At 33.3% G+C, this 26,985-nt stretch carries 36 protein-coding genes; 12 read left to right on the top strand and 24 right to left on the bottom strand.

The annotated features are described in order from the left end of the window. Positions 1-918 carry a 3'(2'),5'-bisphosphate nucleotidase CysQ family protein gene (locus AC6EJB_RS04970; RefSeq protein WP_498492629.1) on the top strand — a complete coding sequence of 306 codons (918 nt, stop codon included), beginning with the start codon at positions 1-3 and terminating at the stop codon, positions 916-918. 3 nt (positions 919-921) lie between these two features. On the opposite strand, the gene AC6EJB_RS04965 is transcribed toward AC6EJB_RS04970, so the two are convergent. From AC6EJB_RS04965 to sppA, 12 genes are all read right to left on the bottom strand, one after another. After that, positions 922-3,090: a polyribonucleotide nucleotidyltransferase gene (locus tag AC6EJB_RS04965; protein ID WP_498492627.1), complete on the bottom strand. Its 2,169-nt coding sequence runs from the start codon at positions 3,088-3,090 to the stop codon at positions 922-924. Between the two features lie 181 nt (positions 3,091-3,271). Beyond that, positions 3,272-3,574: a 30S ribosomal protein S14 gene (gene rpsN / locus AC6EJB_RS04960; RefSeq protein ID WP_498492625.1), complete on the bottom strand. Its 303-nt coding sequence runs from the start codon at positions 3,572-3,574 to the stop codon at positions 3,272-3,274. 124 nt (positions 3,575-3,698) lie between these two features. Then, positions 3,699-4,781 carry an RIP metalloprotease RseP gene (gene rseP, locus AC6EJB_RS04955; RefSeq protein ID WP_498492623.1) on the bottom strand — a complete coding sequence of 361 codons (1,083 nt, stop codon included), beginning with the start codon at positions 4,779-4,781 and terminating at the stop codon, positions 3,699-3,701. A 19-nt stretch (positions 4,782-4,800) separates the two neighbouring features. Continuing rightward, positions 4,801-6,081, bottom strand: a complete 1,281-nt coding sequence (gene serS / locus AC6EJB_RS04950; protein ID WP_498492621.1) for a serine--tRNA ligase — start codon at positions 6,079-6,081, stop codon at positions 4,801-4,803. Positions 6,082-6,203: 122 nt separating this feature from the next. After that, the gene (locus AC6EJB_RS04945) at positions 6,204-7,682 is read right to left on the bottom strand and encodes an AAA family ATPase (protein WP_498492619.1); all 1,479 of its coding nucleotides are present in this window, start codon (positions 7,680-7,682) and stop codon (positions 6,204-6,206) included. A gap of 57 nt (positions 7,683-7,739) precedes the next feature. After that, a complete protein-coding gene (yidC, locus tag AC6EJB_RS04940) occupies positions 7,740-8,888 on the bottom strand; it encodes a membrane protein insertase YidC (RefSeq protein WP_498492617.1) in 1,149 nt (382 codons plus the stop codon). A gap of 81 nt (positions 8,889-8,969) precedes the next feature. Further along, positions 8,970-9,383, bottom strand: coding sequence for a PH domain-containing protein (locus tag AC6EJB_RS04935; RefSeq protein WP_498492615.1), 414 nt, complete (start codon positions 9,381-9,383; stop codon positions 8,970-8,972). Next, positions 9,380-9,766 carry a ribonuclease P protein component gene (rnpA, locus tag AC6EJB_RS04930; protein ID WP_498492613.1) on the bottom strand — a complete coding sequence of 129 codons (387 nt, stop codon included), beginning with the start codon at positions 9,764-9,766 and terminating at the stop codon, positions 9,380-9,382. The genes AC6EJB_RS04935 and rnpA overlap by 4 nt, the downstream gene beginning before the upstream one ends. A gap of 43 nt (positions 9,767-9,809) precedes the next feature. Continuing rightward, positions 9,810-9,947, bottom strand: a complete 138-nt coding sequence (gene rpmH, locus AC6EJB_RS04925) for a 50S ribosomal protein L34 (RefSeq protein WP_413678338.1) — start codon at positions 9,945-9,947, stop codon at positions 9,810-9,812. 48 nt (positions 9,948-9,995) lie between these two features. Beyond that, positions 9,996-10,571 (bottom strand): DUF2808 domain-containing protein, encoded by a 576-nt coding sequence (locus AC6EJB_RS04920; RefSeq protein WP_498492611.1) that lies wholly within the window; start codon positions 10,569-10,571, stop codon positions 9,996-9,998. Positions 10,572-10,669: 98 nt separating this feature from the next. Further along, on the bottom strand, positions 10,670-11,047 hold the full coding sequence (aroH, locus tag AC6EJB_RS04915) for a chorismate mutase (RefSeq protein ID WP_498492609.1): 378 nt from the start codon (positions 11,045-11,047) through the stop codon (positions 10,670-10,672). Further along, complete coding sequence (sppA, locus tag AC6EJB_RS04910) at positions 11,044-11,853, bottom strand: signal peptide peptidase SppA (RefSeq protein WP_498492607.1); 810 nt, start codon at positions 11,851-11,853, stop codon at positions 11,044-11,046. Before sppA ends, aroH begins: the two co-directional genes overlap by 4 nt. Before the next feature lie 53 nt (positions 11,854-11,906). On the opposite strand from sppA, the gene AC6EJB_RS04905 reads away from it, so the two are divergent. From AC6EJB_RS04905 to AC6EJB_RS04895, 3 genes are read left to right on the top strand one after another with little or no spacing between them, the layout of a single operon-like run. Beyond that, complete coding sequence (locus tag AC6EJB_RS04905; RefSeq protein ID WP_498492605.1) at positions 11,907-12,857, top strand: DMT family transporter; 951 nt, start codon at positions 11,907-11,909, stop codon at positions 12,855-12,857. Positions 12,858-12,862: 5 nt separating this feature from the next. Next, positions 12,863-13,972 (top strand): glycosyltransferase family 4 protein, encoded by a 1,110-nt coding sequence (locus tag AC6EJB_RS04900; protein ID WP_498492603.1) that lies wholly within the window; start codon positions 12,863-12,865, stop codon positions 13,970-13,972. Beyond that, positions 13,973-15,811: an ArnT family glycosyltransferase gene (locus AC6EJB_RS04895; protein WP_498492601.1), complete on the top strand. Its 1,839-nt coding sequence runs from the start codon at positions 13,973-13,975 to the stop codon at positions 15,809-15,811. Between the two features lie 15 nt (positions 15,812-15,826). Here the strand turns inward: AC6EJB_RS04895 and AC6EJB_RS04890 are convergent, their stop codons facing one another. The 3 genes from AC6EJB_RS04890 to AC6EJB_RS04880 form a co-directional block, all read right to left on the bottom strand. Beyond that, entirely contained in the window at positions 15,827-16,066 is a 240-nt protein-coding gene (locus AC6EJB_RS04890; RefSeq protein WP_498492599.1) for a CopG family transcriptional regulator, read from the bottom strand. A 163-nt stretch (positions 16,067-16,229) separates the two neighbouring features. Further along, positions 16,230-16,745 (bottom strand): flavodoxin FldA, encoded by a 516-nt coding sequence (gene fldA, locus AC6EJB_RS04885; protein WP_498492597.1) that lies wholly within the window; start codon positions 16,743-16,745, stop codon positions 16,230-16,232. 406 nt (positions 16,746-17,151) lie between these two features. Next, positions 17,152-17,598, bottom strand: a complete 447-nt coding sequence (locus AC6EJB_RS04880) for a hypothetical protein (protein ID WP_498492595.1) — start codon at positions 17,596-17,598, stop codon at positions 17,152-17,154. Between the two features lie 190 nt (positions 17,599-17,788). Between AC6EJB_RS04880 and psbF the strand changes: the two genes are divergently transcribed. Together psbF and AC6EJB_RS04870 are read left to right on the top strand one after the other, a co-directional pair. Next, positions 17,789-18,082, top strand: coding sequence for a cytochrome b559 subunit beta, long form (gene psbF, locus AC6EJB_RS04875; protein ID WP_498492593.1), 294 nt, complete (start codon positions 17,789-17,791; stop codon positions 18,080-18,082). Positions 18,083-18,245: 163 nt separating this feature from the next. Next, positions 18,246-18,767 carry a hypothetical protein gene (locus AC6EJB_RS04870; protein WP_498492591.1) on the top strand — a complete coding sequence of 174 codons (522 nt, stop codon included), beginning with the start codon at positions 18,246-18,248 and terminating at the stop codon, positions 18,765-18,767. Between the two features lie 56 nt (positions 18,768-18,823). Here the strand turns inward: AC6EJB_RS04870 and AC6EJB_RS04865 are convergent, their stop codons facing one another. After that, on the bottom strand, positions 18,824-18,985 hold the full coding sequence (locus AC6EJB_RS04865) for a hypothetical protein (protein WP_011294990.1): 162 nt from the start codon (positions 18,983-18,985) through the stop codon (positions 18,824-18,826). A gap of 80 nt (positions 18,986-19,065) precedes the next feature. Then, a complete protein-coding gene (locus tag AC6EJB_RS04860) occupies positions 19,066-19,341 on the bottom strand; it encodes a SemiSWEET family sugar transporter (protein WP_498492589.1) in 276 nt (91 codons plus the stop codon). 85 nt (positions 19,342-19,426) lie between these two features. On the opposite strand from AC6EJB_RS04860, the gene AC6EJB_RS04855 reads away from it, so the two are divergent. Further along, entirely contained in the window at positions 19,427-19,693 is a 267-nt protein-coding gene (locus tag AC6EJB_RS04855; protein ID WP_498492587.1) for a hypothetical protein, read from the top strand. A 97-nt stretch (positions 19,694-19,790) separates the two neighbouring features. Then, a complete protein-coding gene (locus tag AC6EJB_RS04850) occupies positions 19,791-19,958 on the top strand; it encodes a hypothetical protein (RefSeq protein WP_498492585.1) in 168 nt (55 codons plus the stop codon). On the opposite strand, the gene AC6EJB_RS04845 is transcribed toward AC6EJB_RS04850, so the two are convergent. After that, positions 19,947-22,286, bottom strand: coding sequence for a tetratricopeptide repeat protein (locus tag AC6EJB_RS04845; protein ID WP_498492583.1), 2,340 nt, complete (start codon positions 22,284-22,286; stop codon positions 19,947-19,949). The genes AC6EJB_RS04850 and AC6EJB_RS04845 overlap by 12 nt on opposite strands. Positions 22,287-22,475: 189 nt before the next feature. Between AC6EJB_RS04845 and AC6EJB_RS04840 the strand changes: the two genes are divergently transcribed. After that, on the top strand, positions 22,476-22,931 hold the full coding sequence (locus tag AC6EJB_RS04840; protein WP_498492581.1) for a peroxiredoxin: 456 nt from the start codon (positions 22,476-22,478) through the stop codon (positions 22,929-22,931). Positions 22,932-22,970: 39 nt separating this feature from the next. On the opposite strand, the gene AC6EJB_RS04835 is transcribed toward AC6EJB_RS04840, so the two are convergent. Both AC6EJB_RS04835 and AC6EJB_RS04830 read right to left on the bottom strand, forming a co-directional pair. Then, positions 22,971-23,219, bottom strand: a complete 249-nt coding sequence (locus tag AC6EJB_RS04835) for a DUF8643 family protein (protein WP_498492579.1) — start codon at positions 23,217-23,219, stop codon at positions 22,971-22,973. A 103-nt stretch (positions 23,220-23,322) separates the two neighbouring features. Further along, positions 23,323-23,451 (bottom strand): hypothetical protein, encoded by a 129-nt coding sequence (locus tag AC6EJB_RS04830; RefSeq protein ID WP_498492577.1) that lies wholly within the window; start codon positions 23,449-23,451, stop codon positions 23,323-23,325. A gap of 248 nt (positions 23,452-23,699) precedes the next feature. Here AC6EJB_RS04830 and AC6EJB_RS04825 point away from each other — a divergent pair, with 248 nt between their 5' ends. After that, on the top strand, positions 23,700-23,900 hold the full coding sequence (locus tag AC6EJB_RS04825) for a hypothetical protein (RefSeq protein WP_498492575.1): 201 nt from the start codon (positions 23,700-23,702) through the stop codon (positions 23,898-23,900). Between the two features lie 38 nt (positions 23,901-23,938). On the opposite strand, the gene AC6EJB_RS04820 is transcribed toward AC6EJB_RS04825, so the two are convergent. After that, positions 23,939-24,298 carry a hypothetical protein gene (locus AC6EJB_RS04820; RefSeq protein ID WP_498492573.1) on the bottom strand — a complete coding sequence of 120 codons (360 nt, stop codon included), beginning with the start codon at positions 24,296-24,298 and terminating at the stop codon, positions 23,939-23,941. A gap of 284 nt (positions 24,299-24,582) precedes the next feature. Continuing rightward, the gene (locus AC6EJB_RS04815; RefSeq protein WP_498492571.1) at positions 24,583-25,008 is read right to left on the bottom strand and encodes a nuclear transport factor 2 family protein; all 426 of its coding nucleotides are present in this window, start codon (positions 25,006-25,008) and stop codon (positions 24,583-24,585) included. Between the two features lie 115 nt (positions 25,009-25,123). Between AC6EJB_RS04815 and AC6EJB_RS04810 the strand changes: the two genes are divergently transcribed. Continuing rightward, positions 25,124-25,660, top strand: coding sequence for a hypothetical protein (locus tag AC6EJB_RS04810; RefSeq protein ID WP_498492569.1), 537 nt, complete (start codon positions 25,124-25,126; stop codon positions 25,658-25,660). 100 nt (positions 25,661-25,760) lie between these two features. Then, a complete protein-coding gene (locus AC6EJB_RS04805; protein ID WP_498492568.1) occupies positions 25,761-25,979 on the top strand; it encodes a DUF6737 family protein in 219 nt (72 codons plus the stop codon). A 211-nt stretch (positions 25,980-26,190) separates the two neighbouring features. On the opposite strand, the gene AC6EJB_RS04800 is transcribed toward AC6EJB_RS04805, so the two are convergent. Continuing rightward, positions 26,191-26,361: a hypothetical protein gene (locus AC6EJB_RS04800; protein ID WP_498492567.1), complete on the bottom strand. Its 171-nt coding sequence runs from the start codon at positions 26,359-26,361 to the stop codon at positions 26,191-26,193. A 291-nt stretch (positions 26,362-26,652) separates the two neighbouring features. Continuing rightward, positions 26,653-26,856 carry a hypothetical protein gene (locus tag AC6EJB_RS04795; RefSeq protein ID WP_498492566.1) on the bottom strand — a complete coding sequence of 68 codons (204 nt, stop codon included), beginning with the start codon at positions 26,854-26,856 and terminating at the stop codon, positions 26,653-26,655. Positions 26,857-26,985 lie beyond the last annotated feature (129 nt).

Below are 26,985 nucleotides of genomic sequence, written 5' to 3'. Positions count from 1 at the left end.
ATGTCAATTGATCCTGTTGTACCCAAAGAGGTCGAATTAAAGACTTTATTGGATGAGCTTAGAAAGCTGAGCTGGGCTGCTGCTGATGTTTTGATGGCATATGCTCGTGGAGAAAAACCTCCTTATGGATTCCCAAAATCTTTAACTGTAGAAGAAGGTGGAGATGGACCTGTTTCAGCAGCTGACACGGCGGTTAATAAATTATTGATCTCTGGTTTAAAGGATAATCTTTCTTTTAAAGAATGGGATATTTTAAGTGAAGAAAATTCTAAGGAAAAAACTTTTCAGGAAGATCAATACATAAGTGATTGGTGTTGGATTCTCGATCCACTTGATGGAACAAAAGACTTTCTTCAAGGCTCTGAAAACTATGCGGTTCATATTGCTTTGGTTCATAAAAGAAAACCAAAAATAGGGGTAGTTTTAATTCCAGAAAAGAATGAGCTATGGTTTGGAATCATTGGAAGTGGCACATGGTATGAAAATCGTAATGGCTCTAAAAAGGATGTTTGTTTTAGTAAAAGGCTAGATATTTCCGAAATGGTTCTTGTCTCAAGCAAAAATCATCAACAAACAAAACTTTTAAATCTTTTATCAACTTTGTGCTTTGCTGAAACTAAACAAATAGGAAGTGTTGGATGCAAAGTCGCATCAATTTTGAGGGGAGAAGCAGATGTTTATATCTCTTTATCTGGTAAAACTTCTCCAAAAGATTGGGATATGGCCGCACCACATGCGATTATTGAGGCCGCTGGTGGGGTTTTTTCTCATGCAGATGGAAGGAAATTGATCTATAAAAATCCCAACTATTCCCAGTCAGGTTGCTTGATAGCAAGCCATGGAAAATCCCATGAGAAGATTTGTCAAAAAGCTATGGAGTTCTTCTCTAAAGAAAAGGAATCTGAATATAAAGTTTGATTGTTAGGTGAGCGGGGCTACCGGAGTAGGGGTTGGCTCGGGATAATTATTCATCCCTCCATTTTGAGGAACTCCTCTTAAAGTTAAATTAATACGGCCACGATTATCTATTTCTCTGACTCTGACAGTCACTTGGTCCCCGACTTTTACAACATCTTCAACTTTTTCAACCCTTGCTTCTGATAATTGAGAAATATGGATCATTCCTTCTTTGCCAGGAAGAATTTCGACAAATGCGCCAATCGGAATAATTCTAGTTATTGAGCCTGAGAATATTTCTCCTTCATGTACCTTTCTTGTTAAGCCTTCAATAATTCTCTGTGCCTCCTCTGCTGCCGCTCCATCATGTGAAGCAATAGTTACTATTCCTCCATCTTCTATATCAATCTTTGTGTTAGTTCTTTCTGTAATTCCTTTTATTGTTCTTCCTCCAGGTCCTATGACGGTACCAATTAATTCTGGGTCTATTCTAAAACTTAATAGTCTTGGAGCATGAGGTGAAAGATTATCTTTTGGTGTCTCAATTGCCTCTAACATTTTTCCTAAAATGTGAGTCCTAGCAGGAAGTGCTTGATTAATGGCTTCACCAATTGTCTCAATTGGAAGACCAGTTATTTTCATATCCATTTGCAAGGCTGTAATTCCTTTTTCTGTACCGGCAACTTTAAAATCCATATCTCCAAGAAAGTCTTCAATTCCTTGAATATCAGTTAAAATTTTCACTTCTTTTCCTTCTTTAATTAAGCCCATCGCTGCTCCACCTACAGGAGCTTTCAAAGGTACGCCTGCATCCATAAGTGCTAAGGTGCTTCCACATACTGAAGCCATTGATGTTGAGCCATTTGAACTGAGTACTTCACTAACAACTCTTAAAACATAGGGAAAAGTATCTTTTGCTGGCAGAACTGGCATTAAAGCTCTTTCTGCTAATGCTCCATGACCAACTTCTCTTCTACCAGGAGTTCTCATTGGACGAGTTTCTCCTACAGAGTAAGGAGGGAAGTTGTAGTGATGAATGTAGGTCTTATCTGTACTTGGATTTAAATCGTCCATTTCTTGAGCATCGCTAGGAGTTCCTAATGTTGCTGTAGAAAGAACTTGAGTTAAACCTCTTTGAAATAAAGCTGATCCATGTACTCTGTTAGGTAAAACGGCGGCAGCGGCATCAATTTCTCTGACTTCATTTAATTCTCTTCCGTCGACTCTTTTACCGTCATTAATTATTTGATCTCTCATTAATTTTTTGGTTAAAGCTTTAAAGCTATTTTCTAGTAGCTTGCTATTTGTCGAAACAGATTTTTTAACAGCATTATCATCTTTTAGTCCATCTATTTTTGATGAAATATTGGTCTTTATTTCTTCAATCTTATTATCTCTTTCTTTTTTTGTTTGCTCGAAATTTTTTAGAATCTCACTAATTGATTTTGTACAATTTTTATCTAAGTAGTTCGAAATTGTGTCATCAACTTTAGGCGCATCAGGCATTTCTTGTTTTATACCTGATTCTTTTAAAACTTCCTTCTGTGCATTAATTAATTCAGTAATAGCTTCATAGCCAAAATCAATTGCTTCAATAACATCTTGTTCTGATAGTTGATTAGCTCCAGCTTCAACCATAACTACGCCATCTGGAGTCCCTGCTACTACCAAATCAAGATCACCTCTTTCTATTTCTCGATAACTTGGATTAAGAACAAAATCATCTCCCAAAAGTCCAACTCGAACAGCAGCCATTGGGCCTTGGAAAGGTATACCAGCTATTAATGTTGCCATAGAAGCTCCGGTAACAGCTAGGACATCTGCTGGAACTCTTTCATCTAAGGAAAGGCATGTTGCAACTATTTGTATGTCGTCTCTCATCCAACCAGGGAAAAGAGGTCTCATTGGACGATCAATAAGTCTTGAAATTAAAGTTGCTCTTTCAGGAGGGCGTCCTTCACGACGCATAAAGCTTCCTGGAATCCTTCCTGCTGCATAGAGCCTTTCTTCGTAATCACACATTAAAGGTAGGAAATCAACTCCCTCTCGACCTGTCGATTGTGTTGCTGTTACAAGAACGGAGGTATCCCCACATTCAATTAATACTGAACCACCAGCTTGTGGAGCAAATCTCCCTGTAGTGAGCTTTATCTCTCTACCATCGAAGGAAACGGATTTTGTCTGACCTTGCACGTTACTTTATAGCTTTTTGTCTTTAGACATTCTTACACTTAATGGGACTAATTGAGTAAAAATTTTGATAGATTTGTTTGTTAGAGGAAATATTTACCGCAATTACTAAAACGAAAAAACTTAAAAAAAGTGGGAGAATTAATATTTCCCACTTTTTGGACTAATTGAAAATCTATTAGTATTACCAACTTGATTTTACAACTCCAGGTAATTCTCCATTATGAGCTCTAGCTCTAAGTTGATTTCTGCAGAGGCCAAAATCTCTATAAACACCTCTTGGTTTTCCAGTTGCCCAACAACGATTTCTTATTCTATTAGGTGCACAATTTCTAGGTAAAGCTTGAATTTTTCTATGAATTTCTAATCTTTCCATAGGATCTTTTGCTGATCTGAAGGCATCAATCAGAGTTTTACGCTTAGCTGCGTATCTTTCTACGAGTTTTTTGCGCTTTACATCTCGCGCTATCATTGACTTTTTGGCCATTCAGGAGCTTATTTGACTTATTTGGCTAACATTTTAACTCCTGGCATGATTGTTTTTAGACATTACATAGAATTTATTTTTAAAACATTTTTGGAACCAAACAATGTTTTCAGTATAAGGATAGTTATCTGTTAACAAATTGTTGAACTAAAGAGAGTTGAGTTGTATCACGAATTATCAAAACAACACTAAGGCCGACAAGTAAAACAAAGCCTGATTGCATAAAAGCTAATTGAATGTTTTCAGGCACTGGTTTTCCACGGATACTCTCTAAAATAAGAAGAAGAAGTTGTCCTCCATCAAGTAGTGGTAGTGGTAATGAGTTAAGTACTGCAAGATTAATTGAAACTAGGGCAGAAAAAAGTACAAGTCCTGATCCACCTTGTTCTGAAAGCTGTGCACCAATCTCTACGATTTTTACTGGTCCACTTAATTGTTGTGCAGTAGAAGAAAAATTAGTGATTAAACTTTTATAACCAATAACTGTTCGACTTAGTAATTCATAAAATTGTGAATTTGAGCTATTAATGATTTCACTAACATTTTTAGCTTTAGATACCTTATTTGGAAGATTTGGTTGTAATTGAGCTCCTATTCTGCCATTGCCTTCATTATCAGCCGGAGTTATGGAAATTGTAGTGCTTTCATTTTCATTAAATCTTTCAAAAAGTAATTCTTTCCCTGAGGAAGCTTGGATAATATTAACTAGATTCATGATTCCTTCTTTACCGCTACCTAAAGATTGACCATTAACACTCATTATTCGATCACCAGTAACTAATCCCGACTGAAAGGCAGGTTCATCAGGCTGAATACCCGTGATTATTACCCCTGGCTCAGGTTGATTGGGAATCCCTACAAAGCTTGCTTGTCCAATAAGTACTATCCAAGCCAATAGTAAATTTGCTATTACTCCTGCTGAAATAACAATTGCTCTTTGGTGTATCGGTCTATTTTTTAAAAGATCTGGGTCATTGGGTTTAACTAATGAATCTGTTTCTTCATCAGGAAAGGAGACGAATCCCCCTAAAGGAAGAGTTCTAATTGAATATGTAATTCCATTTATTTCCTTTTTTAAAAGAGCTGGCCCAAAACCAATTGAAAACCCACTTACTTTGATTTTCTGAAGTATGGCAGCTAAAAAATGACCAGCCTCATGAAAAAAAATTAGAAGGCCAAGTACAGCAATAGATAAAAGAACGTTCATTAATTAGATTTTGATTAGGTTATTCTGGCTTTAATTTGTTTGAACCGAAGTAAGGTATTAAGGCTTTTGGCAAATTGATACTTCCATCAGATTGTTGACCATTTTCCAAAATCGCAGCCATAGTGCGACCTATCGCTAGACCACTTCCATTTAGGGTGTGCAAAAGCATATTTTTTTTATTTTTATCTTTTGTTCGTATTGATGAGCGTCTGGCTTGAAAATCTCCACAATTGCTGCAACTTGATATTTCTCTAAAGGCATTCGCTCCAGGAAGCCAAACCTCAAGGTCATAAGTTTTTTTTGCAGAGAAACCTAAATCCCCAGTGCACAACTGAATTACTCTGTATGGGAGTTCTAGTTCTCTTAGCACAGATTCTGCATCAGAAGTTATTAGCTCTAAGGCTTCTTCCGATTTCTCTGGTTCAACATACCAATAAAGTTCAACTTTATTGAATTGATGAAGTCTAATCAAACCTCTGGTATCTCTACCGTAACTTCCTGCTTCTCTTCTAAAACAAGGGCTATATGCTACATATTTCAATGGAAGTAAATCTTGAGGAATAATCTCACCTCTATGAAGTGATGTAAGTGGAACCTCAGCAGTAGGTGTCAGCCATAAATCATCTTCTGCACATCGAAAACTTTCTTCTGCAAATTTTGGTAGTTGTCCAGATCCAGTAAGACTAGCTGTGTTTACAAGAGCTGGGGGAAGGACTTCTAAATATCCTTTCTTAACATGCAAATCAAGCATGAAATTTATAAGAGATCTTTCAAGTTTTGCAGCTTGGTTGAAAAGGGTTACAAATCGACTTTTGGCTATTACTGATGATCTTTCACTATCCCAGAGGTTTAATTGATTAGCAATTTCCCAATGCTCTTTTAAATTATTGCCTGAAATAGGGTTCCCCCATTTTCTTATTTCCTTATTATCTTTTTCGCTTTTACCTTTAAGAGAATCCTTTCCTGGAAGGTTTGGTAAGCAAAGGATTTGTTCATTTAATTTATTTGAAATTGATTTTTCTTCTTCTTCAATAACCCCAACTTGTTTTTTGATTTGATTGCCTCTAATGCGAAGATTTGAAATCTCCTCAGAATCTTGCGAAAAACCTTGCTTTATCTTTTGTCCAACCTCTTTTCCAATTGAATTCCCCTGAGCTTGTAAAGAATTTCTCTTTTCTTCAAGCTCTTTAAGATCTTTGCAGAATTTTTGAAGAGGTCTTAGATCAACATCCATGCCTCTTGATTTAAGCCCTTCTGCAATTAAATTAGGATTGTCTCTTAGCAGTCTCTGGTCTATCACTATCTAAATATGGAAGTGCATTTAGCCTAATCGCTAATAGTTCCTTAAATAATCTCGCTTGTTAATTTCTTTTAAATCAGGGACTTTTTTTGATTAATTAAAATAAAAATAACAAGAAAATTCTAAAAAAGTTTTGGAGATGAAGCTCTTGCTCTTCCACTCGAAGCCCATTCTCTTAGAGATTCAAGTTGTTCTTTTGCAGTTCTTGAAAGAGGAACTAGTTGACTTGTAGCGAGAATTAAATCACCTTCAAGCAGCTCTCTTTTCTCTGCAAATGCAAAGTACATTGCCTCTATGACGGTTTGTTCTAATTCTGCGCCAGAGAATCCCTCCGTTCTATCTACAACAGCATTTAAATCAATTTTTAAATTAGGTCTACGTTTCTGAAGATGAAGTTCAAGAATGCTATGTCTTTCATTTCTAGAGGGTAATTCCAGCATAAAGATTTCATCAAATCTTCCTTTTCTAAGAAGCTCGGCAGGAAGCTTATCTATTCCATTTGCAGTGGCTACAAGAAAAACAGAAGAGGTTTTCTCTGACATCCAAGTAAGAATATTTGCAAGAACTCTTTGACTGGTTCCTCCGTCACTTCTACCATCTCCGCCAAAAGCTTTATCAATTTCGTCAATCCATAAAATACATGGTGCCATGGCTTCGGCTCTTTGAATGGTCTCTCTTGTTCGCGCTTCACTAGCTCCTACTAAGCCAGCAAATAATCTCCCTACATCAAGTCTTAGCAAGGGCATAGACCAGCTATTCGCTATCGCTTTGGCTACCAGAGTTTTCCCTGTCCCTTGAGGACCAACTAATAAAACCCCTTTCGGTAAAGGTAATCCAAAATCTTTTGCTTCTTCAGAGAATGCTTGTTTCCTTTGCTTCAACCAATCTTTTAATATTTGTAAACCCCCAACGTCATTTGGCGACTTATTTGTTTTGCAATATTCCAGTACTTCGCTACGAGCAATAGATTGGCGTTTCTCTTCAAGGACCTCTATTAAATCTTCTTTACCAATTTGGCCTCTTTGAGCAAGAGCTCTAGCAGCTACTTTCCGGATCCTTGATTCACTTAGCCCCCCACATGCATTAGTAAGTTCCTTTAGGACGTTTTCGTCTAATTGAGAATTACTAGCTTCGGCAATATTTGATAAAAGTGTCTTGATCTCATTTTCATTAGGCAAGGGAAGATCAATAATCGTTAGGTCTTCTTCTAGGTCATTTGAGGGGCTCCATAATCCAGAACTGATAATTATTGAATGAGGCTTTGAGCGAAGATGAATAGTTAAATTTTTTAGCATTCGTAGAATGCCTGGATCTTCACAGAAATGGTGAAAATCTTTTAAAAGAAGAATGGTTGGAGAACTCTCATCTAGTTTTTTAAGCCATTCAAGAATGGCCATTGGCTGCCTAGAACCAAGATTATTGGAATTAAGAACATTACTAATTCCATCTATGTAATCCCATGTAGCAAGTCTTCTTGGGGCAAGCCTTTTAGACGCGTTTTTTAATAGAGTTTCAACTCTTTCTTCTTCATTACTTCTTATCCAAATAATAGGAGTTCTCGCTCGAATTAGTAGATCAAGTTGTTCGTCCCAATTAGACATCAGTTATGGATTTGTTTCTATTTTAGGCTGGATTTAAATAATAAGTTCCTCTTAAAATTATTTATTACTTTTTGGTTCAAAGGGTAATCTATCTGTATCGCTTATTACTTCTGAAGCGACAGAAATAGAAGCTTTATCTTGCTGGTTAAGTTGATCGTCAAGTATTTTTTGTAAATTGTCTGGTAAGGCTTCTCTACTAAGCAGAAATGTTTGTAATCCTTGGAAAATATTTGCAATGACCATATAAAGCAAAACACCAGCAGGCAAAGGGAAGAATAAAAACATTCCAGTAATCATTACTGGAGTGATTTTATTTGCAGTTGATTGTTGTTTGTTGACTGGCATTCCCCTTCCAGAGAGCACCTGAGAGATGACAAGTGTTAAGCCGAAGCCTGCTACCAGAATGGCAATATCCCAATGAATTGCTCCATCTACATAAAAACCAACATTTCCTAATGCTTTTATGAACAAGAAGCCGCTTTTGGCTGCTAAACCAGGGATCTTCGCTTCTACAGTCGCATCACCAGTATTAATTGCATTTACAGTCCCGTCAGATGAGACTTTGACTATGTCGTCCCCTTTCGTGACTTTCCATGAAGGAGAAAACTTCGATCCATTTTCATATTTCTGTAATTCGTTGACATATGAATTTCCGCTCAAAGTTTGCAAATTGATTTTAACTGAATCACCTGAACCAATTTTTGTACCCCCTGGAAGAGATGCAATAACTGGAAAGTGATTTTTTTCAGTTATAAATATGGAATGTTTGGCCGTCTTAAAAGGTTTTGGTTCAATTGCTGCTATTTGGTCCGATGGCAGAACTTTGATGTTGACAAGATAAGGAACATCAGCAAAAGGTGAACCTCTCAAAGTTGCAAATAGCGCAAATAAAATAGGCATTTGGACCAGTAGAGGAAGGCAACCAGCTAAAGGGCTACCGAATTCACCCATTAATTTTCCTAATTCTTCCTGTTGTTTTTGAGGATTGCTTGCGTAGCGGCTTTTGATCTCAGCCTGTCTTTTTTGCATGACAGGTTGCGCTATTTTCATTCTTCTTGCGCTTCTAATGGATCCAGCGCTAAGAGGGAAAAGTGCTAAGCGGATAACTATGGTTAATGCGACAATCGCTAGTCCATAACTTGGAACTAATCCGTAGAAAAAATCTAGGATCGGGATAAGTAGATTGTCGGAGATGTACCCGATCACGGTTTTTAATGTAGAAAGTTTGAGGTTGTTAGGCCAGTTTGCCTTAGAAGATGTGTTCTTGTCTCACATATTTCTAAGGGCTCATTGGTTTGAAAACCCCTGAACATCTTTATCGGACTTGTTGGAGGGTGATTTTTCTATTTTTTCAAGAATGTAAGATTCTGTTTCTCGAAAGTTTGGAAGTGATCTCATTTCGAGGCGAGCTCCATCTTTTAGGACTAGAACCATATCACCGTAAGACCCTAATCCTCTTGGGATAGCTCTGATCTCAGCAATTTGACTATACACAACTTGTGTTTTATCCCTTCCTAGCCAGCCACCAGTAACTGATATTCTACGTGTCGTTATTTTGTATCTAACCCATAAGGCTCTAACCAAGGCTCCAAAAGTAAAGGGTAAACCTATAAGAGTTATCCCAGCCATCAAATTTATTATCAGGTCACCGTTGGCAGGACCACCTTCGTAAAAAATCTTTTCATTTGGATTAACTGTCATTTTGTTATTCCAGCCTTAATAAGTAGTTTGTCACATTCTTTAAGCAAATTGCTTTCGGTATTTTTCATACAAGAAGGTTTTAATGAAATAAAGGCCCATATTTCCTCCTTAAACGCCATTTTAGAAAGTCTGTATGACAAATGTTGGTGGAATAACCGTCGAAGCTTATTTCTGGTAACTGATTTTTTGCTTACTTTATTACTTATTGATATGGCACATTTTATCGGGGGCCTGATCTTTGAGTTGATTCCTTTGACTTGAAGTTTTGTATTTGCGTTTGTAACTCTAAGAACCATTGAGGGACCGTAGAACCTTGCGCCCTCCTTATAGATGAAGTCAAAACATCTATGACCTTTGAGTCTCATATGTTTTGGCAAAACCATTAGAAGAAACTTTTATTGTAAGTATCTTTAATTGAAACCTTTTTTAGACAGTTAAACGAGCTCTTCCTCGTTTTCTACGAGTTCTTAAGACTCTTCTTCCAGTATGAGATCTCATTCTCACTCTGAAACCAGAAACTCTTTTCCTTTTTCTGCTAGTTCCTCCAAAAGTCCTTTTTGTCATTTCTATTTATTCTCGTATTGGATTAGATATAAAGGTTAATTTATCAGTTCACTGTACGTCTACGTTCCAAGTCCCTAAATATGTTGAGATAGGAATTTCATCAGTATTTTGAGATAGCGCTCTGAATTGAAACATGCCTCTTTTTCTAGGATTGAAGATTTTCATTTCTACAGCGTAATTATCCTTGTTGAATGGAATTGGGTTTTCTGGGAGAATTTCAATAATAGTCTGTTTATCATTAATTGAAATTAGAGAAGGAATGTTTTCTAAGCAACGAGTCCTTGCTGTGTAACCACCAACTTTTACCTTACAGAGGTTTAATTTTTTTGTCTTGATTTTTGCTTCAAAGTAATCAGGCACAACAATAGTCAATTTTTCAATATCTTCTTTTCTTTCCTTACCTCTGAGGAAGAAGTAATAAGTCGATCTTTCATTCCTTTCAGAGGAGGATTGATAATATTTAAGTCTTTTATATCCAGGCTCAGGATCCCATTGGTATTCAAAGAACCCTGGGGATGCAAAAGATTGAGGCGCTAAAATAGAAGACCCTGTTCCAAATAAAAAAGCTGAAAATCCAATAAAAAAACTTTTTTTGAAGGTTGATAAAAATTTCTTCGTGAACATAACTTGAATTTTTTAGGAATATTAATCACTTGAATATTTTCAAGTGCATTTGCATGATATTTAATGAATATAAGCGTTTGTTGGAACAAAATCTGGATTTATCGGTCAGGACGTAAATTTTTTGCTTTACCAAGATAAGGATTTTGGGGCGTTTGTTCGTTAGGTAAATAAACGTAAGCGAGTAGACGTATACATTGAGATAAGTCGTCTTTAACAAACATTTGCTGGCAGTCTAAAAGTGCGATTTTTTCCCAACCTGTTTTTTTTCTGGCGATAGAAGCGGGGAAACAAGCATCTAAGTCTGAGGTTACTGAGAAAGTAATAGAAATAATTTGATCTGGGACCAAATTATTTCTAGAGACTAATTCAATTAGCAATTCCTCTACGGCCGAAGTGATTGACTCAACAGAATTGTTTTCACAAGTCGTTGCTCCCCTCAATGCACAAAGAAAAGTTAATTCATTTTGAAAATTCATGGCTTATAGAGCCAAAGAATTTGTCCATTTCCCTCCAACTCTACGTTTAATGCATTTAAAAGATTGTGAATTAATTTCCCTCCAGGTAAAAACCCTAATAATTTCTTTTTGGTTTTGCCAAAAGTTATAGGTTTTGTTTTTTCATCTAGGTTCGCAATTTTTATAGCAAGCAATTTTGCATCATTTTCATCACCAATTTCATCCACTAGTCCAAATTCTTTGGCTTGCTCTCCTGTAAAAACTCTTCCATCGGCAAAACTCTTCACAACTTCTGGGGTTAAATTTCTTCCTTTTGAAACAGCCAAAACAAATTGTTCGTAACTGCTATCAATCAAAGATTGCAAGAGCGCTCTCTCTTCGTTTGATAAAGCGCGATCGGGGGAAAGAATGTCTTTATAAATTCCACTTTTTACAGTCTCGAATTTAATACCAACCTTTTCTAATAACTTAGATAGGTTGTTGCCTCTTAAAATCACACCAATAGATCCTGTTATTGTACCTGGATTGGCAACAATCTTTTCAGCACCTACCCCTATATAGACCCCACCTGAGGCTGAGATATTGCCAAAACTGGCTACAACATGACAACCTTTTTCTCTTAGCCTAAGGAGAGCACTATGAATTTCTTGGCTATCACCAACTGTTCCTCCAGGGCTATCAATGCGAAGTAACAGGGCTGGAAACTCTCTTTCCTCAATTTGTTTTAATGCTTTTAGAACATTTTTTCGAGTTTCTGAATTGATAGGACCTTCAATACAGATTCGCGCCATCCTTTTTTTGGATTTTCGTCTTAAGGGCCAAATCATTCAAATTATGCATAACTTTATTGATCTTAAAAAGGAGATTGCTTTCTGACCTTATGTTTGTCATTTGGAATTGGTTTTTGATGATTTTGCCGTTCGCTCTTTGGGGAACCTCAATGGCGGCTATGGCACCTTTGGTTAATGCAGCAGGGCCTGAGATTGTAGCCTCACTAAGGCTTTTGCCTGCAGGTCTAGTAGTTTTAGCGTCAATACCTTTCTTGAAAAGGAGTTGGAATATTTCAAAAGATGATTTGGTGTGGTTTTTAGTATTTACTTTGATTGACGCAACTCTTTTTCAGATTTTTTTGGCTAAAGGGTTAATGGAAACTGGAGCAGGATTGGGTTCTGTTCTTATCGATTCCCAACCTTTGATGGTTGCTTTATTGGCAAGAATTTTGTTTGGAGATGCAATAAATCCAATTGGATGGCTTGGATTGGTGCTTGGCTTGGTCGGCATAATTTGTCTTGGAGTCCCTACTGAGCTGCTAGGAAATTGGTTTTTGCTTGGCAAATTTGAATCAGGAAGTAATTTTTTAAGCCATGGAGAAGTATGGATGATATGCGCAGCAACTTCGATGGCTTTAGGAACGGTACTTATTCGATTTGCTTGCAGAAACAGTGATCCTGTTGCCGTAACAGGATGGCACATGGTTTTAGGAAGTGTTCCTCTTCTCGTTTGGCATGTGTTCGATAAAAATTGGCCTTTAGTTCCAGATTGGTCTGCTTTTGAATGGACTTTGATGTCTTATTCAAGTTTGTTTGGCAGTGCACTGGCCTATGGCTTATTTTTTTGGTTTGCAAGTCGCAAAGAATTAACAAGTTTTAGTACCCTTGCATTTTTAACACCTGTTTTTGCCTTGATAACTGGCGGAATATGGTTGGGCGAGAGACTTTTCCTCCTTCAATGGATTGGAGTGGCTTTAGTTTTAATTTCAGTACTATTTGTAAGTCAGAGGAGAAGATTTTGGGGGGATAAAAGCAAAAATGAATTAATAAAAGAGGCTTAATTTAAGTGATTAATAAGAAATTAAAACTTATTCTTGTAAGCACACCTATTGGTTATCTGGGCAGTGGCAAAGGTGGAGGAGTTGAACTTACTATTGTTTCTCTCATAAAAGGATTAATTTCATTAGGTCATAAAATTATTTTAATTGCACCAAAAGGATCAAAATTACCTTTTGAAAGTGAATTACTTGAAATAAGATTAATAGATGGAATTGATCAACCTAGTTGGCAACATCAGAAGAGAACAGATCCAGTTTTAATTCCCTCTAATAGTGTTTTACCAAAGTTATGGGAAGATGTAATTGAAATAGCAAATGAATCCGATGCAGTTATTAATTTTGCATATGATTGGCTTCCATTATGGTTAACAAAAATTCAAGCAATTAAAATATTTCACTTAATTAGTATGGGCGCTGAATCAATAATAATGAAAGAATCTATTAGTGAAATAAGTCAGTTATTTCCTTTTCAGTTTGCTTTTCATACTAAAAGACAATCTAAAGATTATTGCTTAAAAAACGATCCAATTATTGTCGGTAATGGTTTTGATATCGAAAATTATTCATTCAATGAAAATGAGAACGGACCATTAGGTTGGGCTGGAAGAATTGCCCCAGAGAAAGGTTTAGAAGATGCAGTGAAAGTTGCGAATAATTTAGGAGAAAAATTGTTAGTTTGGGGACTTATAGAAGATAAAGAATATGCATCAAAAATTGAAAATATTTTCACAAAAGAAATTATTGAGTGGAGAGGATTTCTTCCAACGATTAAATTTCAGGAACAATTAGGACGATGTAGAGCGTTGATCAATACCCCTAAATGGAATGAAGCCTACGGTAACGTTATTGTTGAGGCGATGGCATGTGGTGTTCCTGTAATTGCTTACGACCTTGGAGGACCTGGGGAATTGATCGAAGATGGATTCAATGGATTTTTGGTTAAGCCGAATGATATTGAAGGATTGATAAAAGCAACAAAATCAATCTCAGAAATTAAAAGAAAAAATTGCAGGGATTGGTTTGAAAAAAAAGCCACTGACAAAGTCTTTGCCCAAAGAGTGGAGAATTGGCTTAATAAAGGCTTAAATATAAAAATCTCTGCAGACTTTCAAGATTAATTGAAAAGTTTAACGAATTCTTTTTCCCCAACATTTAAACAAAGAAGACGTGGTCTTCTTTGTATTTTATTTCTTGGATTATTAATTTTTGTTTGGCAATTAGGGTCAACAGGTTTAGTTGATGAAACCCCACCTTTGTTTGCGGCAGCCAGTAGAGCAATGGCAGAAACAGGTGATTGGTTGACTCCACAAGTAAATGGATTACCTCGATTTGATAAGCCCCCTTTGGTTTATTGGTTAATGGGACTGGGATTTTCAATGCCAGGAAATATTTCTTGGGATCCTTTAGGTACCTGGGCTGCCAGAATTCCTTCTGCATTATCGACAATTCTTTTAATGCTTGTTTTAGGGGACACAATGATGAAATATCCCCAAGAAGAAAATAATTTCAATAGGAGAACAGCAGTTGTTACTGCGCTGGTATTTGCTCTATCGCCTTTGGTAATAATTTGGGGAAGAATTGCTGTTAGTGATGCACTACTTTGCAGCACTCTAGGCATTTGCTTACTTCTTAAATGGAGAAGATTCGCTAATCCAGAAGGAGAAGTTTGGTGGTTGTCTTGGATTTTTTTGTCATTAGCAGTTCTAACTAAAGGTCCTGTTGCCTTGGTTTTATCAGCATTAACAATTTTATTTTTTGCCTTTTTTCAAAATAATTTCCTTGAAATTTTAAAAATATTTAGAGTAATACCAGGACTTTTTATTGTTTTTATTATTAGTTTCCCTTGGTATTTAATTGAATTATTAATAGAGGGAAAACCATTTTTAGATAGTTTTTTTGGATATCATAATCTTCAAAGATTTACCTCAGTAGTAAATTCCCATGGGGAGCCATGGTGGTTTTTTTTAATAGTATTATGCATAGCTTCTTTGCCTTTTACGCCATTTTTATTGATAAGCATTTGGAAGAATTTTTGCAATATATCTAAATGGTCTACAAGGCTTATTAAAAAACCAGAGAAGTCGTTATTTGAGTTTTCATTTTTTTGGTTGATTGCTGTATTTGTCTTCTTTACTATTTCAGCGACAAAGCTGCCAAGCTATTGGCTTCCTGCTACTCCTGCGGCATCAGTTTTAATATCACTTTCCTTAAGCAGTAATGTTAAAGAGGAATTTTTAAAATCTTTGGCTTGGAAATTTACAATATTTTTGTCAATAGTCTTTTCCATAGTTTTTTTCTCTTCAAAACTATGGATTAAGCTTCTTAAAGATCCCGAGATACCCAATTTCTCTGAAGAATTAACCAATAGCTTTTTAATTGAAAAGGCTGGAATTATTTTTCTTTTAATGGCTGTTTTTGGAATTATATTTTCTTCTAGGAAAATATATGGAAAACTATTGATTTTTCAAATCCCTATATTTTTATCTCATTTTTTGATTGTTTTACCAACTTTTGATTTGGCAGATAGGTTAAGACAACTACCCCTAAGAAAAGCCTCAGAATTGCTTTTAAATTCTAAAAATAGAAACGAGCCTTTAGTAATGGTAGGAGCTATGAAACCCTCAATTCATTTTTATACCAATCAGGTTATTGTTTTTGAAGGTCGATCCCAAAATGCATTGGTAAATGTTTCAGATCGACTTAAAAATGAAAAACGAAGAGGGTGGAAAGGAAAACCTATATACGGAACCAATGGCTCAGAAACTACTCTTCTAGTTATTGATAAAAGATCAGTGGAAAAATCTTATTGGCAAGGACTTAATCCAAAAGTATTAGGTAATTTCGGTGTATATAGCGTTTGGAGACTTGATAGAGAAAATCTTGAAAGACGTGCTAATTCTTTGAAAAGAGATGGTGTTATTTCTACTTGGAAAAATCCTAGACCGGAAAGATTTTAAAAAATCATCAAATATCTATTGGATCGAATTTATTAAATCTTGCTTGCTACATTTTTCTGGGATGATAACAATGTCTAAATCATCCTGAAGCCTTTCTAAATCAATTACTGAGTCTTCAGTAATTGAGCTAATTAAATCCTCAAGACTTGTACCCATATCATTTGCCATCTCTATCAACATACGCAAAGTCTCATCTTTTAAAGAGAGATTTACGTTTATAGAAACGTTTTTATCTGGGCAATTGTTCGAGTTCATAAAGAAAACATTAAGATATTGCCGGACTGTTTGGGGGTTTTTTTTAAATAGCTTTAGAAAATGATTTTTTAGGGATATTTTTGATCTCATCAAAAATGTGCAAAAAAAATCTTCCTAAGTAATTACTTAGGAAGATTTAACTATTTTAATTTTTGTTTAAGGCTTAAAACATTTCGCCTTTTAGTTTCTCAGCCCATCCTGAAAGCCTTTCATCAGTCATGTCTGATTCGCTGTCTTCGTCAAGAGGTAATCCGCAGAATTCTTCTCCAACTACGCTTTTGGACTCATCAAAAGTGTAATCAGACTTAGAAGTGTATCCAACCATTGAAGCACCTGCTTGCTGGAAGTATCTATGAAGTTCTTCCATAGCATCGCAATAGTTTTCGGTATAAGTAGAAGAATCTCCTAAACCAAAAATTGCAACTTTCTTACCATTGAGATCTAGTTCTCCAATGTCTTCAAGGATTGAGTCCCAAGCAGTTCCTGATCTTTCAGAGTCAGCACCTGTGTTCCATGTAGGGATGCCACAAATAACCCCATCATGTCCAGCTAATTCACTAAGGTCATCGACGTCTGAAATATCCTTTGGACCTTCAGCAGAGTCAAGTAAGCCGTGCAGCCTTTCCGCTATATCTTCGGTTTTACCTGTTGTTGTAGCGAAGTAGATTCCTACAGTCATGGAGCAATTTAAAATCAAGAATATTTTAAAGCAGCTTTGCACATTTAGAGTGAATTTGGTTTTTTTTAAATTTTCTTGTCTATTCAATATTGATTTTTGATACATAAACAAGTCAATATTTGTTGCTCTTCTCTCTTGGAAACTAATTTCCAAGATTATTTTTCGTGTCAATGAAGATTTTTCAATTCAGCTCTCAAAAGGGTTTTTAAGGAAAACTCTTGAAAAGTATACGAACTAAAAATCAATTGTTGTCTATTTTGACTTGCCTTGGGACAAAAAATGAAAAAATTATTCAAAAATGCACTTATTAAAGATCTTTATCTGAAAACATTTGTATTCGTTTTATTAAAGTTTATTTGGTACCAAGAAAATTTAAATTTTGCTGAATAGTTCTGTTTTTGTCAATTTATAAGTTTGGTCCCATCATTCCGAATCCACTTTGAAGTCCAAAGCAAATTATTACAAAAGTACTAATAGCCAACCCAATTAAAACAGAAGTGTAAAGCCTATTAACTCCATAACCAGCTTCAACAGGATTGAAATCAGCAACTACAAAAGATTTTTTGCTGTATTTCCCTCTATCGTTAAGACCTATCGCTCCTATTGCTGATTGAGGGGTAAGAGTACCTCCTTCGTCATTAAGGAACCAAGGCTTTTTGGGACTATTGTTATCAGTGATCGACTGAAATTCGGAGATTCCTGAAGTTACAGCAGAAGCGCCTTTAATTCGACTTGAATCTTCTCTGAAAAATCTTGGAAACATATATGTATGCCATAGGCCGATCACTCCAGCCCAAGCAATCATGCTTACGCCAGCTAATCCGAAGAGAATTTCTTTAAAACCGAATTCCATAAATTTAACCAATTAATTTACGCCTTTTAAGGCAATGATTCCACCATATCAGAAGTAAAGCGAGTGAACTTATGGAGTTATCAAAGCTTCTAAAATCGGCCCAATTTGTTACAGAATTCATACGGTCAATCAATCAATCAGCCTTTTTGGCTCTCATATGCCAAGATTTATTGGATAAATATATAGATGGATGATCAACCTCAAATTACTCTTGGTACTAACCCCAGTCATTTTTTCAGTTGCCTTTACTGATTATTGGTTGAGAAGATGGGGAGTATTTGTCTGGGATAATGGTCCTACTATTCAGAACCAGCAAGTTTGGGAAGATACAGCGATCGTTGCAGATAAAGGAAGACCAGGAGATGGATACCCTGTATTTACTGTTAGAACTTTGGCAGTGAATGCATTAGGAATTCCAACAGTTTTTTTCCTTGGTGCAATTTTTGCTATGCAATTTATCCGCCGTGGAGTAATAAACGCATAAATAAAAATAAAAATAAAATTAAAAGGTCTTAACTTTTGGTGGGCCTTTTTTTTTATGGAATAAAAAGAGATATTTAAATTTCTATTGATAATTTTTAAATTATATATTTCTTTAATCAAAAGCAACTTAGAAAGCTTATAATCTGGTAAGAAAAAAGTTTGTTATGGAAAGTCAAGAATCAAATCTGAATGAAAATAATAGCTCAACAGCTGTTTTAGAAAATAATGAAGCTGATATTGTTTCGGTGGATATTGAACCCAAAAACGTTAATGAAAAAGAGCTATTTCCAACAGATCAAGATTTAATATCATCTATTATTGAGGATGCTTTTCCAAAGGATAAAGCTAATCAGCAATTAGGTATTCCTCAATCTGATACTTTTGCATTTGCAAGTAGGATATTTTTCTTATGGGTATGGCCCATAGTTTTTCATAACAAAGTCAGAAATCTAATTAATAATTTGAATTTTGCACAGCCTTACTCCGATCCTGGAGAAAGTACATACACAGTTAAAGATACAGAAACTGTTTACACAATGACTAAAGATGCATTTGCAGGGGAAGGAGGAATGAAATTTATGGGGATTAGATTTATGTCTATTTGGGTTTTCCCCGTAGCAATAACTGGAGCAGTTATGGAATTTTTATTCGTAGGACCACTTATGGGCACTAATCCATTTGGTTGATCTCTAGGTCAAATATTTATTTTATTTATATTGGGTAGTGATAATTAATTGTTTTTTCAGACGTTTCTGAAAGGGAAAAACGGAGTAACTTTTTTTGTAGGGTTGCTACTAGCAATAGCTTTACCTCTTATGTACATAAATAAACCAAGAGTGATTATCATTACAGGAGGATGTAACGCTAGAGATCTGCCAATTAGTTGTAGTTCTTCTCCTGACATTTAATTAATTTAATTCTTTGATAACTATAGCGTCTAACGGAGCTCAATAAAAAATATTTAATATATATAAAACAAATTCATTATTCCTTCCTTTTTCTATAAGTGATTTTTAAAATTAAAATTGAAAAATTAAAAATAAAGGTAACAACATTCGCAACTATGATTGGAGTTGAATGTATTTTTAACCCGTAAAAAATCCAGCAAATAAGACCTATTAAAAATAGAATCAACATTATTAATGATACATCCTCTGCTGATTTTGTTTGCCATGTTTTATATAATTGAGGTAGAAAAGCAATTGTAGTGAGAAAAGCAGCTAAAAAACCAAATAAATCTATATAATTTAATTGACTCATTATTTTTTATAAAAATGGATATGGATCAAAACTATATAATAATTTATTATATAGTTCTATCTTGCATTAATACTATCAAAAACTTATGAGCGATCAGTCTGATTTCAATGAAGAGCTTTTTAAGGATAAATTGGAAACTTTATTAGATGAAGAAAATGAGATTAAAAAATGGAATGAAGGCCTATTAATAAAATCACTTATACTTTTGCCAATCATAATTTTTATAGTAGGTTTATTTATTGTGAATAGATCAGAAAGCTTTACAGATATATTATTTTTATTTCTTTACCCTCTAGCCCTAATCTCGATAGGCTTGATACTTCTGTTTGTTATGAGAAGTAAATTACATTAGAAGATATTAATGGATTTTTTTACTTTAAATCTTTGTTTTCATGTAGCCAATAAGGTAGTCCCAATGTAAGCTATTAGTAATTAAACATTAATAACCAATGGCAGGCGGACCATTATTACAACTTTGGGAAAACCTACTACCATTTGCTAAGGACCTAAGAATTCGCTTTGCAATTGCAATGCTAGGAAATGTACTAGCAATATTATTTATTTTCTCCTTATGTAAAATGTTTATTCCAGGATTAGAAGATCAACTATTTAATTGATTTTCTGACCCAGAATTGATACATTTCTCTAAAAGAATTAGGATTTAGTTTTTCAAATTTATCCCATAATTCTAAATCTTTTAAAGAGTCTTTATCTTTATTATCTCTCTGATATTTATCTTTTATATCTTTTGAAAGAGTAAAACCTAGAAATTCAAAATCGGATACTTTTAACATATTTTTGATTTCAATTAGAGAGTAACATTTTTCGTGACTATGAAAGCAGAGATCTCTACACATTGAGGTTGAGTAGAAATCTGACCAATTAGTTATTGTATTTAACTGTTTTATTTCCCCATTAAGAACATCATTTCGGAAGTTTCTTATTCCATCAATATTTGGTTTAATATCTTTTTCTTTAATTAGCTCTCTCGCTTTTAATATTTCTTCTCTTGCGTACTTGCTATACAAGCCTAACTTTAAAAAACCTTTTGGTTCTAATGCATCAAATAAATTTGACAATGCTTTAGTAGCATCATTCATATGGTGAAGAACACCTGAACATTCTATTAAATCAAATCGTTTATTTAGTGATCTCAATTCAAGCAAATCCATTTCTAAAAAATCTACATTTTTTAATCCATATTCATCGACCTTTCTCTTTGCATATGAGATACTTGAATTGCTTAAATCGATTGCTGTTATTTTACAATTATTGTAGCGAGAAGCTTCAATTATTTGAATTCCGGTTCCACAACCAGCTATAAGTACATTTATTCTTTGATTGTTTAATTTAGTTGAATTTGATTTAATAGAATTTGGATAAATCTCAGAATTAATAACTGATAAAAAGTTTAATTTATTTTCTCTAGCATATGAATTATATCTCCATCTAGGATATGGATTTAATTCATACTGATTTTTTACTTCTTTAGATATAGAATCTTTTATAGTTCCTATATTTTTAATTCCTTTTGAAATCTGTTTTTCATAATTTAACTCTTTAAATTGTAAATTAAGTAGATTATTGAATGCCTGATTATTTGAGCTATAAGCATTTAAATTAATTATTTCGCCATTTATTGATGATAGAGATTTGTAGCATGAGATTATTGCTAATTTATAGTCTTGATTCTTATTACTCTTTATTGTTTTCGTAAGTTCTTTTAGCTTCTCCTTTTCTTCTGAGGATATATAATAGACATACTCATTTAAGAAGCATTGAGATCCAAGCCCTATAGTAAATTCAAGAATAGTACTACTTATTTTATCTTTATCTGAATAATTTATAAGAATATTCTTACGTATATTCCCTAAAACCTTTTCCCATAATGGAGAGCAAAATATTAGTAGTGAAAGTGCTTTTACCAACTCCTTGTCCTTAATAAGAATATTAAATTCATTATTCTCATACAATTCTGATCCTAAAATAGATAATTTCTCTAATATTTCTTTGGAGATAAGACTGTTTATATTCCCAAATAGTTCTCGATGAGAAATATCTTTTCTATCTAATATCTTTTTAAGTAATTCCCTATTATCTTTTTCTGATATGTTTTGTAATTCACCTTTTTTCATCAATTCACTTATAAGTTGATAACTTAACTCATTATCTTTATTTAAAAGAAGTTCTTTCTTTGCAAGTAAGAGTGATTTTTTATAATCACCTATTTGGTTGTATATTGAAGCAAGATTTAAATAACAGTTCTTTAGTGTATTATCTAGATCTATTGCCATGCTTGTATGTAATATTGCCTTTTTCATCTCATTTTTCTCTCTGTAACACGCACCTAGATTCAAATGAGCGACAGCTGATTTAGTATCTATTTCTAATGCTTTCAAATAATATTCCTCTGCTTCATTATATTTATTAGAATCTTTATATAATAGTCCAAGATTGATATATGCATCAATGTAATTATTATCTAGTTCGATTGCTTTCTCAAGAGATAATTGAGACTCGACATATTTATTTATACTTTTAAATATTAACCCTCTAATACAATATCCATTTGGTAGGCTTGGTTTTAAATTAATTGCATCATTAACCACTGATTCTGCTTTCTCGAAATCATTCAACTTATAAAATAAAAAAGATAAATTTAATTTCGAGAAGATATGATTTGGAAAATATTCTATGCATCTTTCATATAATTTAATCGCTTTTTTGTCTTCTTTTTTTTTCTCACATATTAGTGCATAATTAGAAAATATATCTGCATCATAATATCCATTTTTTATAAAAGTTAAGTATCCTTTTTCTGCCTCATCTAGATCGCCTTTTATATGATTTCTAATCGATTTTTCTTTGAGTTCTTTTTCTGAAAGCCTTTGGAGCTTTTTAGAGAATGCTTTAGTCTCCTTTTTCTTTTGCCCGAATCCACCCAATTTTTTTTGCTTAAGTAACTCTATTATACTTAAATATAAATTCTTATTATTTCACCGTAATAAATGTACAATTTTTAATTTATAGTTGGTTAGTATTAATACTAGTATTTAATTTAAAACCTTTTTAAAATTTTTTCTACAAAAAGACTTTTTTTTTTATATAATATTTAGATATTCTTTTACTAACCAATGCCTTTAAAGTTGGGTGATCAAATACCTGATTTTTCACTGTCTGATCAACTAGGTGTTAAAAGGACAAATAAGCAAGCAAAAGGTAGGCCACTAGTTTTATTTTTTTATCCCAAAGATGATACTCCAGGTTGCACCGCTGAGAATTGTGGCTTTAGAGATAAATATGACCTTTTTAAATTATTTGGAGCCGAAGTCTGGGGAGTAAGTGGTGATGATGAAGCAAGCCATCGATCTTTTGCAGATAAAAATAAACTTCCATTCCCTTTGCTCTGCGATACAGATAATTCTTTGAGGAGAGCTTTTGGAGTTCCTAAAGTACTTGGTTTACTTGATGGTCGAGTTACTTATATTGTTGATGCAGATGGTGTAATTAGGCATATATTTAACGACCTTTTAAATGGACCTGCTCATGTTAATGAAGCATTAAGAGTATTAGGCGAGATAAGAAAGTAACTTTTTTATTATTATAAAAGAATAAATTTCAAGTTTTACTCAAGACTGTAATTTCTCTACGACTGTTTTTGAGGAAATTTTTGGAACATCATTCAACCCATTTGCATCAAACCAAGAGGCAGTCGCCCAATCAAATCCTTTCCCAAAAGTATTATCAGGTGAAACAATATACCAATGGCAAGCTGTATCAGGAACATCTACAGCGCATTTTGACCAATTATTGCTCCATTGAGGTACTTGGACCCATAGGAGTGTCGAGAAAACCAAGGAAAAAAGTGAGGGGAGCATTTTCTTAAGGTTTTATTCATATTAGTGCTTTTTTGTTTTGAACGAGGATTTGGTGAAAAATATAAGCTAATCCAATCAATAAATATAAGTTATACTAAATTTTTTACCTTTCATTTTTTAGATACCTTAAGCACAAAACTTCTTGCTTCTGATCTTGTTCTTGAGAATTTATAATCCATTCTTTGAATTCTTGATAAAGAACCGATCTATCTGTTCTATTTATTTCGGTCATCCTAATGAGGACGCAATTAATAGTGACTAGTATAATTTCTTCAACTGAAGGTTCATTTTTCAATTTTAACAAATAAATAACTACCCCAATTTAGTTATTTATTTTCACCTCCGAGACTTTTCAGGGTATAATTTTATATTCAATTTATTAATCTAAATTAAATATAGATAATCTTTAAGATTTTAATCTTTTTTATTAAATATTATTTGCAGAACTTTTATTATTCAATAATATTAATCTCTTTTTCTATGAAAAAGGAAAGTACTAATAAATCAATTCATGCTTGGTTTGAAGATATTTGGGAGGAGATTGAGACTCAATTTTATGGAATAATAGGAGCAATATTTTTCTTTTTTATATTTTATTTATTTTTTCAACCTGATTGGATGAATCCATTAATTGAATTTTTTTTAAATAATAAAAATTCTCTAATAGCATTAACTGAATAACTGAAAATACTGAGGGCGAAAATAAAGTTTTAAGTTTGTTAGTTAAGTTCTAAACTTTTTTCTTTAGCCACTAACTCTATAAATTTCCATACCAGTGCATGTTTATAGTCGTCCTTGTTAGGACAAGCTGAGACTACATCTTGCCATGAGAATTCATCTTGTTCTTGAATGCCTTTTATCGGGGATCCAAAATCTCTTGCAAGATTAGAAAGAAAAGAATATCCAAGTTTTTCTGAAATGTATTGAATAATCTCATCAGAATAACTCATATAGAGTAAAAGAGTGTCAGCTTGATGGTTATGTCTAGTGCACGCTCCATTGGAACATCCACTATTCGCAATCTCTTGGCAAGCTTTTTGGTCATAAGTTTCTTTGATTATTTCAACTAATGTTTCCATTAGATTATCCCAATACCCCAATGTTATAGCTAATAAAAATGTGATTCACGTAATTTAGCCAAAGAAAAGCAAGATAGATCCAATAACCAGTTAGTGTCTTCTTTTAGTAGATGTAGAAAAGTGTTGTTAATGTTTTAGGATAGTTTTTGTTTTTTGTTGGAAGATGAAAAATTTATAATAGTTATATACCTTTTTTAATAATAAGAGAATCTCCTTTAATTTAGCTTAAAATTTAATCAACTTTTTGTTTAAATCTTGATTTAATTGTTTGATGAAAATAATTTTTAGTCAACAAACATTGAATATAACCATTTTACTAAACCTCCTATTACTGGAAGATTTCCAAATGTACCTGAACAAAAATCAAAATAATCTCTATGCTCTTTAACCTTCCCTTCTTTATCGAATATTAATCTTGTTGTACCGTCGTATAAAAATTCTAGACCTTTTATTTTTAATCCCATAGTCCATTCAATAAAAGCAATATTCCCATTTATTGCAATTGAATGTGATTCTAAATAAATATCATCACATCTCTTTATTAATCCGTCTTGGGCTTTGATATAAGCATCAATTCCATTCTTTTCTTGGGTAGGATCTATGAACTTAACTGTTTTATTGTACAAGACTTCCCATTCTTCTCTAGTAGGAGCTTTCTCTCCATAGGATAAATTGAAAAACTTTTTTAATTTTTCCTCTTTGATGAGCATGTGATTTGTTGTTGGTTTTTTTAATCTAGATTATTTAAATAGACATCGTGTTTTGACCATTTGGTGTTGAAAGCAAAGAAATGGCTTAGATTTAAGTTCTATTTATATAGAACATATGAACATCAAAAACATTCTTATATCTATTGGTGTTATTGGCATAGGAATAATTCTCTATAAATTCCTGATGGGATTTGTCCTCCCAATTGCTTTGTTTGTTTCTCTTGGGTATATTCTGAAATTTTTGCTCAAGGGTTCTGAATCAGATTCTGGAGAGGAGATTTCTCAAATTCTAAAAAACAGAGGCAAGCCTAATTCATTGGAAAACATTGTAGAGATTAAACCTATTCAAGTAGAGAAAATTACAGAAGAAGAAAAAACTAAGGAAGAAGAAAAAACTACGGAAGATGAAAAAATTACGGAAGAAGAAGAAATTACGGAAGAAGAAGAAATTACGGAAGAAGAAGAAACTACGGAAGAAGAAGAAACTACGGAAGAAGAAGAAACTACGGAAAAAGAAGAAACTACGGAAGAAGAAGAAACTACGGAAGAAGAAGAAACTACGGAAAAAGAAGAAACTACGGAAGAAGAAGAAACTACGGAAGAAGAAGAAACTACGGAAGAAGAAAAAACTACAGAAGAAGAAAAACTTTGAATTAATAAAATATTGTAGAAGAAGAGAAATCTAATAAAGAAGAAAAATTTTTCTTATAGAGTAAAATTGTTTATATTTAATTATTTCTAATATCAATTAAATGGATTCAAATTCTAAAAACAGTTTTTGGGACAATAAGCCATATTGGTGCCAACCTTGGTCAATCATTAGTTTTGGGGCATTGGTGATAATTTTTAGTTTTATGTTATTTAATAATTTTATTTTTACCTCAATCGTAAGTTTTTTTGTTATTATCTGGTGGATAGTATTTTTAATACTTACTCCGAACTTGTATAAAGGAATATCGAAAAAAGAATAATCTTAATTAAGATTTTTTTTGTTTTCGTGAAAATTGTTTTAATATTAATAATTCAAATTATAAGTATTAAAAACTAAAATATTTTACATAAAACTTTAGTTTTCTTCTCCTTTAAACATTTTTTAAATCAAAGAGTATCCCTATATATTGCATTATCAGATAACACTAATTTTAATACTTGATTCTTTGAAAGAAACTTTTTTAATCTACCTTAAATGGAAACATCACTATATCCTCCTGAAAACCGCTTTCTTGTTGTCCAATAAAACTCAACTAACTCTCTTGTTGAGCTTGTTATGAGAACTTCTCTTCCTACAACTTGTCTTTTTGAAAGCTTTTGGCTCATGGCCGATTCCCAACTTGATGTACTAGAAGAATTCATTAGATAATAAAGAAATTTATCGAGTTCAATATGTGAAGAATTTGCTTTGGAAATCTTGCTAATCAAGAATGAGCGGTGAATTCATTTTTTGATAGGGCAAAATAATTCGGTAAAAGACATTCTCACTTAGAGACCCCATTAATAGTACATTTGTATTGCTAAAATGTCAATTAATTTTTCGAGCAAGATTATAATAAAAATACTAAGAAATCATAATACTTTTAATATTAGATATAATTTGGTTATGATTTTAATAGATTAGGCTTGATTGGCTAAATAAATAGAATTAATTCAAAATTTATTTTTAAATGTATATTTATCAATTACTAATATTTCTTGTTCTGAAAAATCGCTTGCAGATATACAATTAATCCATTCTCTATATTCTTGTGCAATTGCTAATTGATCTCCTGGATTAACTTCTATTGTCCTTCTTAAGATATGAGAGAGACCTTTTACTAATATATCTTCAATAATTTTTTTATCCTCTTTCATTAAATCTATTCATTTAATTTAAACTAACGTTTATTTATCATTTGTACAGTACCAAGTTATTTAATTACGATATAATAAATTTATAAAATTTAAAACAGTATATATAAATAGAAATTCCTTAATTATTAA

It is taken from the genome of Prochlorococcus sp. G4PB17 (assembly GCF_059772445.1).
This window is presented reverse-complemented; position numbering and strand designations above follow the sequence as displayed.

Coding starts and splice junctions, on each gene's coding strand:
- AC6EJB_RS04970 (WP_498492629.1), top strand. CDS start 1: ATGTCAATTGATCCTGTTGTACCCAAAGAGGTCGAATTAAAGACTTTA.
- rpsN (WP_498492625.1), bottom strand. CDS start 3,574: ATGGCCAAAAAGTCAATGATAGCGCGAGATGTAAAGCGCAAAAAACTC.
- rseP (WP_498492623.1), bottom strand. CDS start 4,781: ATGAACGTTCTTTTATCTATTGCTGTACTTGGCCTTCTAATTTTTTTT.
- AC6EJB_RS04945 (WP_498492619.1), bottom strand. CDS start 7,682: ATGTCTAATTGGGACGAACAACTTGATCTACTAATTCGAGCGAGAACT.
- AC6EJB_RS04935 (WP_498492615.1), bottom strand. CDS start 9,383: ATGACAGTTAATCCAAATGAAAAGATTTTTTACGAAGGTGGTCCTGCC.
- rnpA (WP_498492613.1), bottom strand. CDS start 9,766: ATGGTTTTGCCAAAACATATGAGACTCAAAGGTCATAGATGTTTTGAC.
- rpmH (WP_413678338.1), bottom strand. CDS start 9,947: ATGACAAAAAGGACTTTTGGAGGAACTAGCAGAAAAAGGAAAAGAGTT.
- AC6EJB_RS04920 (WP_498492611.1), bottom strand. CDS start 10,571: ATGTTCACGAAGAAATTTTTATCAACCTTCAAAAAAAGTTTTTTTATT.
- aroH (WP_498492609.1), bottom strand. CDS start 11,047: ATGAATTTTCAAAATGAATTAACTTTTCTTTGTGCATTGAGGGGAGCA.
- sppA (WP_498492607.1), bottom strand. CDS start 11,853: ATGATTTGGCCCTTAAGACGAAAATCCAAAAAAAGGATGGCGCGAATC.
- AC6EJB_RS04905 (WP_498492605.1), top strand. CDS start 11,907: ATGTTTGTCATTTGGAATTGGTTTTTGATGATTTTGCCGTTCGCTCTT.
- AC6EJB_RS04890 (WP_498492599.1), bottom strand. CDS start 16,066: ATGAACTCGAACAATTGCCCAGATAAAAACGTTTCTATAAACGTAAAT.
- fldA (WP_498492597.1), bottom strand. CDS start 16,745: ATGACTGTAGGAATCTACTTCGCTACAACAACAGGTAAAACCGAAGAT.
- AC6EJB_RS04880 (WP_498492595.1), bottom strand. CDS start 17,598: ATGGAATTCGGTTTTAAAGAAATTCTCTTCGGATTAGCTGGCGTAAGC.
- psbF (WP_498492593.1), top strand. CDS start 17,789: ATGATCAACCTCAAATTACTCTTGGTACTAACCCCAGTCATTTTTTCA.
- AC6EJB_RS04870 (WP_498492591.1), top strand. CDS start 18,246: ATGGAAAGTCAAGAATCAAATCTGAATGAAAATAATAGCTCAACAGCT.
- AC6EJB_RS04865 (WP_011294990.1), bottom strand. CDS start 18,985: ATGTCAGGAGAAGAACTACAACTAATTGGCAGATCTCTAGCGTTACAT.
- AC6EJB_RS04860 (WP_498492589.1), bottom strand. CDS start 19,341: ATGAGTCAATTAAATTATATAGATTTATTTGGTTTTTTAGCTGCTTTT.
- AC6EJB_RS04855 (WP_498492587.1), top strand. CDS start 19,427: ATGAGCGATCAGTCTGATTTCAATGAAGAGCTTTTTAAGGATAAATTG.
- AC6EJB_RS04850 (WP_498492585.1), top strand. CDS start 19,791: ATGGCAGGCGGACCATTATTACAACTTTGGGAAAACCTACTACCATTT.
- AC6EJB_RS04840 (WP_498492581.1), top strand. CDS start 22,476: ATGCCTTTAAAGTTGGGTGATCAAATACCTGATTTTTCACTGTCTGAT.
- AC6EJB_RS04835 (WP_498492579.1), bottom strand. CDS start 23,219: ATGCTCCCCTCACTTTTTTCCTTGGTTTTCTCGACACTCCTATGGGTC.
- AC6EJB_RS04830 (WP_498492577.1), bottom strand. CDS start 23,451: ATGACCGAAATAAATAGAACAGATAGATCGGTTCTTTATCAAGAATTC.
- AC6EJB_RS04825 (WP_498492575.1), top strand. CDS start 23,700: ATGAAAAAGGAAAGTACTAATAAATCAATTCATGCTTGGTTTGAAGAT.
- AC6EJB_RS04820 (WP_498492573.1), bottom strand. CDS start 24,298: ATGGAAACATTAGTTGAAATAATCAAAGAAACTTATGACCAAAAAGCT.
- AC6EJB_RS04815 (WP_498492571.1), bottom strand. CDS start 25,008: ATGCTCATCAAAGAGGAAAAATTAAAAAAGTTTTTCAATTTATCCTAT.
- AC6EJB_RS04810 (WP_498492569.1), top strand. CDS start 25,124: ATGAACATCAAAAACATTCTTATATCTATTGGTGTTATTGGCATAGGA.
- AC6EJB_RS04805 (WP_498492568.1), top strand. CDS start 25,761: ATGGATTCAAATTCTAAAAACAGTTTTTGGGACAATAAGCCATATTGG.
- AC6EJB_RS04800 (WP_498492567.1), bottom strand. CDS start 26,361: ATGAATTCTTCTAGTACATCAAGTTGGGAATCGGCCATGAGCCAAAAG.
- AC6EJB_RS04795 (WP_498492566.1), bottom strand. CDS start 26,856: ATGAAAGAGGATAAAAAAATTATTGAAGATATATTAGTAAAAGGTCTC.